We start from the raw sequence: 7011 nt of genomic DNA, 5'->3' as shown, positions 1-7011 counted from the left end.
CACGGACAAAAGAGATCTTTACCGTCATGAAAATGCGCAAGGTGTATTCCTATATTGTCGAGAAAATTGTTTCTAAGGAAACCCTTTTGCTCTATAACATAAAAAACAATAGGGCTCTATATGTCTGATCTTCTCTCAACAATGCCACCGCATATTTTTTCAGATAAAGACTGCTTCCCGATGGGGGTGACTTATCCCCTGTCACTTGTGAATAAACACTTTTATCAACTTCTCACAAGTCACGATCAATACATCAATTATTGGCAAAAAATTGTCACGTCATCCGATTTCCTTTATGCAGAAGCAAGATTCAGCTGCCTCTTTCGTAGAAATAAAGATCATAACTTCACACTTTTAGAGCTTGAGGTCCTTGATTTAAAAGATCGCAAAGTTGTCAAAGCAGCTTCCAGCGACATGAGAACAAATTTTGAAACAATCAGAGCAATCTGCACAAGGCTGACAAGAGCCATTGAAGCCGCTTTTTATGCGCAAACAGGAAGAGAGACACGCTCATTTTTTTACCAAGAAGATCTAGAAAATGCTCACAAAAGCCTTTATCGGATGGCTCTTAAAGATTATAACGACATACACAAACCTGGCGTATCAATCGACACGCTCAGCCTATCTCCTTTTTTAAAAGCGATTATGGAAGAAAGATTACCCCTTGATGTTGTCATATATCTAATCGGCCTGCAAACGAGTCTTCTCACTGTCAAGACACATAGTGATTATCTGTTCTTTAACTTCAAAAGTACGGCGCTTCTGATTTTTACATCTGATTCTGTGCTCAATCATCTTTTTTTTCAAGAAAGCCCTCATGAAATATTGATCATCCTTCTTCTCTTGCTCGAGCTTATTTTTGTCACAAGCAATCCTGGTACTAATATCCATTTTAAACAAATCGTCCGTGACTCAACAACACCACACCTATCTATCATTGAACATTTGCATAAAAATCATTCCTTCAGCTTTCGAGAAATCATTATTCTGCTCGAATGGAACCTGAGCAATCAACCTCACACCTTATCATTTCACTATTTTTTAAATTTCATTTTAGCTTTGAACAATGGGTACATTTCATCAACCAAAATAAGGAGCAAGATTAACAAGAGAGCTCCAACCTCGTTTCAACATTTCACAGATGAATATTATTATTGTTTACAACAAGGCCTCATCAATCCTAAAGAACAAATCGCCCTCAGAAACCACATTCTGAATAATAGCCTGAGCAAACATCACCCTCATCCTCTCTCTCCTCTTTATACTGAGTTTCTCATGAATTTTAAGAATCAAGATGAGATGAAAGATCCGCTCTATCCTCATATCAGAAATATACTAGATTCATTCCTGGATGCCTTTTTACTGAGACCTCATGAGCCAGATGCTGAAAATAACAGGCCTCCTGGCCTTCTAACTTATGCAGATACAATCCCATTTCAATGGCATACCAGAGGTGACCTTACGCTCGAGTCATTATGCGCATTCTATTGGCGCATCAAAGAAATACTGCAATCTGTCATTCAAGGTACTCCCTTATTTCAGAACAAAGATGCTTTTGTTACGCATTTTATGATGAAAAAGAAAGTTCTTTATACATTTATGTCCTCCATCATGAGTACTTTTGTTGAACAACATCGTGAGGACGCAGATGCATTTCACTCTTTTCATCAAACCACTCATGCATTTATTAAGATGTTTGAATCTGCCTTAAGTGTTCTTTTCACATCAGACTTAACAAGGCATTTTGCTCAAACCTACCTCAGCACCACTCCTCTAAAATCAAATATCGACTTTAAAGATTTAACAGATCATCAGCGGGTCACTGCACACATTGCCCCCCTTCTCTTTACAAGACACCATCCATTTCCTGGGAGAGCGACCATGACTCTCCCTTCATTCAATGCAGTTCTTGATACGCTATCAGGCCTCGTTGATAGCTTTATCTCAGATGCCGTCCCTAAACTACAACATTTTGTAAATTATCAAACCGATATCATCCGCTTAACGACATCGCTTTTTGTACAGCAATATCACAATTATCTTTTCTATTATTTCTATATTCTTGAGCATGATAGTCTTGAAATTGTTCACTCGATTCATCGTACCTTTATGGAGTCAATCAATGATGATTCATTTTTCAATTTCTATGTCACTTATATCATCTATTTACACAAACATCTTGGCATTCAAAAAATGCTTGATGTCGGCAGCACAAGGCTCCATTTTCTCCTCATTACTTTTCTCAAGCTACTCTATTGCCTGCGCGCGAGAAAAATAGAAGCCCAACATTTCGAAGAAATAGTCACTTTGTTAGACATGCATCGAAAAAATACAATTACAAAACAATTTACAGACTTCGAAACCGTTATTTATGATTTTTTCAGTGAACAACTTTTCTTGGATCTTTTTCATGATAGAAAAAAATCAGCTGATTGGGTGAATCATCACATCAATATGATCAATGTCATTTTCCCAATTCTCTCTGAAGAAACCATCTCTGATATGGAGCTCGATGACTTTCCACTGGAAGAAGAATTCCAAGAATAAATTGACAAACCAAACATTAAATTACACATTGAGATTGAATAGGGATAAGAATGTCAGGAATGCCATTCTGTACAGCCTGATATTGCATTGATGAGAGGAGGTATTTGATCCGTCATCCTGAGCCGAGTCCGCCGAAGCCTTGACGGAGGAATAACAATTTATATGTTCATTCTACAATCTGACATCGTAAGACATAGCATCCAAGGCGCCTTGAAGAATGAATTGGGCGGCCATCTGATCAATCACCTTTGCGCGCTTTTTGCGTGAGGTATCTAAATCCGATATCAACGAGCGCTGCATCGCAACGGTTGAAAGCCTCTCATCCCAAAAGAAAACAGGCATTTCCTCACCAGCACAATTGCGCAATTGATAGTCTTTCAAAAGCGTACCCATAAAATCACGCACAGATTGACATTTAGGCCCTTCTGTTCCGTTCATATTGAGTGGCCAACCAACAACGCAGCCCCCGATTTTTTTCTCAAGGATAATACGATCAAGGATCTCTTTATCTTGCTTTAGCTTCTGACGCTCAATTGTTTGCAAGGGCATCGCCATGAAATGCGTCTCATCCGAAACAGCAATCCCGATACGGCTTGTGCCAATATCAAGCCCCATCACACGGGATCGTATGGGTAAAGCAGCTTTAAATGAGGTCAAATCGAGTATCGGCATGATCTGAGTATAATTTCTTTTTTTCTGTTTAAAAAGCGAATATTTGCTTGCATCATAAAAAAGACGTTGTAAACTAGTGTGAATGTCGTTTTGCCTATTATCAGAAAAGGAGTTTTTAACATGACACTTACCCTTGCAGATATTGACCGCGTTAGCGATCTTTCTCGTTTGAACGTCCCTGCCGAGCAGAAACAGACACTCGTTCAGGAAATGAACAAAATTTTTGGCTGGATTGAAGATCTTAACAAGGTTGATACAAACAATATCAAACCAATGACTTCTGTGATTGAGCAACCAGCTCCTATGCGTGACGATGCTGTCACTAATGGCAATGAAAAAGTGCTGAACAATGCGCCAGAACGCGTTCAGAATTTCTTTGCTGTGCCAACAGTTGTCGAATAATTTCCCCACACCATTTTAACGATAGAAGATACCAAATGACCAATTTAACAAGAATGACCATCATCGAGGCACTTGAAGGCCTTAAAAAGAAAGAATTCACACCAACTGAACTTACAAAGGCTCATATTCAAGAGATTGAAAAGACAAAAGAACTCAATGCCTATGTAACCACGTGCTTTGATCGTGCTTTAGATGAAGCAAAAATCCAAGACGCAGCTTATCTCAAGGGCGAAACAGGCCTGATGGCTGGTATTCCCATTGCGATGAAAGATCTCTTTTGCACAGAGGGCGTACGTACAACAGCCTCAAGTCGCATTCTTGAAAACTTTATTCCGCCATATGAGTCAACTGTTTCAGGCAAATTAAAAACAGAAGGTGCAATCACGCTCGGTAAGGCAAACCTTGATGAATTCGCGATGGGCTCATCTAACCTCACCAGCTATTATGGCGGCGTGATCAACCCATGGTCTCCAGGCGAAAGACAGGCCGATGGATCTTTCAAATTCAGCAAAAAGCTTGTACCTGGCGGATCATCTGGTGGATCTGTTGCTGCTGTTTCTTCTTACTCAGCGATGGCTGCAACCGGTACTGACACAGGTGGATCTATCCGTCAGCCAGCTTCTTTCACAGGCCTTGTTGGCGTAAAGCCAACCTATGGCCGCTGTTCACGCTGGGGGGTAATTGCTTTTGCATCCTCACTTGATCAGGCCGGCACCCTCACACGCACTGTTGCAGATTCAGCTTTGATGCTTCAAGCCATGTGCGGATTTGATCCAAAGGATTCAACATCTGTCAACAAACCTGTCCCAAATTTCAGAGCAGCCTTAACAGGCAACATTAAAGGTCTACGCGTTGGGATTCCAAAAGAATACCGCATGGAAGGGATGGATCCAGCAATCGATGCAATCTGGGACAAAGGGATTGAGTGGCTAAAAGCTGCTGGCGCTGAAATTGTACCAATTTCTCTGCCTCACACTGAATATGCTTTACCAACCTATTACATCATTGCACCGGCTGAAGCCTCTTCTAACCTTGCACGTTATGATGGCGTTCGTTTTGGCTTCCGCAAAGATGGTAAAGATTTGAACGAAATGTACAAAAATACACGCGGCGATGGGTTTGGCCCAGAGGTTCGTCGTCGTATCATGATCGGAACCTATGTTCTCTCAGCTGGCTATTACGATGCTTACTATCTTAAAGCACAGAAAGTCAGAGCCCGTATTGCTGAAGACTTCACGCTCGCTTACCAGAAATGCGATGTGATTTTAACACCATCAGCCCCATCTGTTCCTTTCGGATTTGATGAAAAGAATGATGATCCGATTGCAATGTACCTTAATGACGTCTTCACCGTCCCTGCTTCATTGGCTGGCTTGCCTTGCCTTTCAGTACCTGCAGGTCTCGGGAAAGATCAGTTACCTTTAGGCCTACAGCTGATTGGACGCCTTTTTGATGAAGAAACAATTTTATGCGCAGCTCATGTGATTGAACAAGCAGCGCAATTTACACACAAACCAGCTTATGTTCTTTAAATTAAGATCATTCAATTCAAGGAAATAAGGATGTTACAAAATATGACTGATACTAAAAACTATATTAAGGGCAATACAGGCCCATGGGAAATCGTTGTTGGACTTGAAGTTCACGCGCAAATCACATCGAAAGCCAAGCTCTTCTCTGGCGCCTCAACTGATTTTGGCGCTGAGCCGAATTCACAAGTTGATTATCTCGATGCTGGCATGCCTGGCATGTTACCTGTTCTCAACAAATATTGTGTTGAGCAAGCAATTCGCACCGGACTTGGGCTCAATGCACAGATCAACCTCTATTCTGTCTTCGATCGCAAAAACTATTTCTATGCAGATCTTCCGCTTGGATACCAAATCAGCCAATTCGCTCACCCTATTGTTGGCGAAGGTGTTGTGACAGTTGACCTTGAAGATAGCTCAACAAAAGAAATCCGCATTCACCGCCTCCACTTAGAAATCGATGCGGGCAAATCAGTCCATGACTTAAGCCCAGATCACACTTATATTGATCTCAACCGTGCCGGCGTTGCTTTGATGGAAATCGTCTCTGAGCCAGACATTCGCTCATCGGCAGAAGCAGCAGCTTATATTCGCAAACTCAGAACAATCCTCAGATATCTTGGCACCTGTGATGGCAATATGGAACAAGGCTCTATGCGCTGCGACGTGAACGTATCTGTCCGTCGCCCTGGCGATGAATTTGGTACCAGATGCGAAATTAAGAACGTGAACTCTGTTCGCTTCATGCAACAAGCGATTGAATATGAAGCGCGTCGTCAAGTTGAAATTTTAGAAGATGGCGGAGAAATCAAACAAGAAACACGTCTTTGGGATGCTGTTAAGGGTGAGTCAAGATCTCTGCGCAGTAAAGAAGAAGCCCATGATTATCGCTACTTCCCTGACCCAGATTTGATGCCACTGCAATTGGAACAAAAATGGGTTGATGAAATTAAGGCAAGCCTTCCTGAATTGCCTGATCAAAAGATTGAGCGTTTCATGAAAGATTTTGGCGTCACCCACTACGATGCCTCTGTTCTTGTAGGCGATCGTCAAAGAGCTGATTTCTTTGAATCCATTGTAAAAGGTCGTGATGCTCGTCTGGTTGTGACTTGGGTCACAGGTGAATTATTTGGTGCTCTTAATCGCCTAGGCCTTGAAATTGATCAATCGCCAATCTCAGTTGATCACTTGGCTGAATTGATTGATTTGATTGCTAAAGGAACCATCTCAAACCGCATGGCAAAAGATGTGTTTGCTGAGATGCTTGAAGATTCATCAAAGACCGCCAGCCAAATTGTGAAGGAAAAAGGCCTTGAGCAAGTTTCTGACACTGGCGCATTAGAGGCGATGGTTACTGAATTGCTCTCAGAGAACCCAAGCATGGCTGCTGATTATAAAGCAGGTAAAGAAAAAGTCTTTGGTTTCTTTGTTGGACAAATCATGAAAAAGTCTCAAGGAAAAGCGAATCCTCAGATGATCAACGAACTCCTCATGAAGGCTTTAAAGGGATAGAAGGCGAACGACTCTCAGCTGTGTCATGCCGAAACAAGCTCAGGGTGACGGAGTGGTGAGGCTCATTCTTATTCCCACCCTTCATCGTCATTCACGTCTCTTTTTGTCTACCCATTGTCACACCCGCGACCTGTCGCTCTACCATTGTAAGATAAATTGTACCGTCACTCAGAGGGCTCTCGTCGAGAGCCCCTGGAGTCTCTGCGATCTCATCACAACTATTGTGTTAAGTGGTTATATTTGATGAGATTCCACGCCACCCCTTAAAGGGTGGCTCTGAATGATGGTATGGACGCCTATGATAAAATTAGATTTATCAACGGCTTCACTTAATAGTAAACTATGAAGG

5 protein-coding genes are annotated in these 7011 nt (G+C 41.8%); 4 read left to right on the top strand and 1 reads right to left on the bottom strand.

Features of this window, described 5'->3' with window-relative positions; genetic code table 11:
* Window positions 1-120: 120 nt before the first annotated feature.
* On the top strand, window positions 121-2547 hold the full coding sequence (locus tag KBF71_08535) for a hypothetical protein (protein MBP9878358.1): 2427 nt from the start codon (window positions 121-123) through the stop codon (window positions 2545-2547).
* 171 nt (window positions 2548-2718) lie between these two features.
* On the opposite strand, the gene ruvX is transcribed toward KBF71_08535, so the two are convergent.
* Window positions 2719-3219 carry a Holliday junction resolvase RuvX gene (ruvX, locus tag KBF71_08530; protein ID MBP9878357.1) on the bottom strand — a complete coding sequence of 167 codons (501 nt, stop codon included), beginning with the start codon at window positions 3217-3219 and terminating at the stop codon, window positions 2719-2721.
* A gap of 120 nt (window positions 3220-3339) precedes the next feature.
* Between ruvX and gatC the strand changes: the two genes are divergently transcribed.
* From gatC to gatB, 3 genes are read left to right on the top strand one after another with little or no spacing between them, the layout of a single operon-like run.
* Window positions 3340-3621 (top strand): Asp-tRNA(Asn)/Glu-tRNA(Gln) amidotransferase subunit GatC, encoded by a 282-nt coding sequence (gene gatC / locus KBF71_08525; protein ID MBP9878356.1) that lies wholly within the window; start codon window positions 3340-3342, stop codon window positions 3619-3621.
* Between the two features lie 35 nt (window positions 3622-3656).
* The gene (gatA, locus tag KBF71_08520) at window positions 3657-5153 is read left to right on the top strand and encodes an Asp-tRNA(Asn)/Glu-tRNA(Gln) amidotransferase subunit GatA (GenBank protein MBP9878355.1); all 1497 of its coding nucleotides are present in this window, start codon (window positions 3657-3659) and stop codon (window positions 5151-5153) included.
* A 42-nt stretch (window positions 5154-5195) separates the two neighbouring features.
* Entirely contained in the window at window positions 5196-6662 is a 1467-nt protein-coding gene (gene gatB, locus KBF71_08515; protein MBP9878354.1) for an Asp-tRNA(Asn)/Glu-tRNA(Gln) amidotransferase subunit GatB, read from the top strand.
* The last annotated feature ends 349 nt before the right edge of the window (window positions 6663-7011 follow it).

Source organism: Alphaproteobacteria bacterium (genome assembly GCA_018063245.1).
In the GTDB taxonomy this organism is placed as follows: Bacteria; Pseudomonadota; Alphaproteobacteria; order JAGPBS01; family JAGPBS01; genus JAGPBS01.
This window is presented reverse-complemented; position numbering and strand designations above follow the sequence as displayed.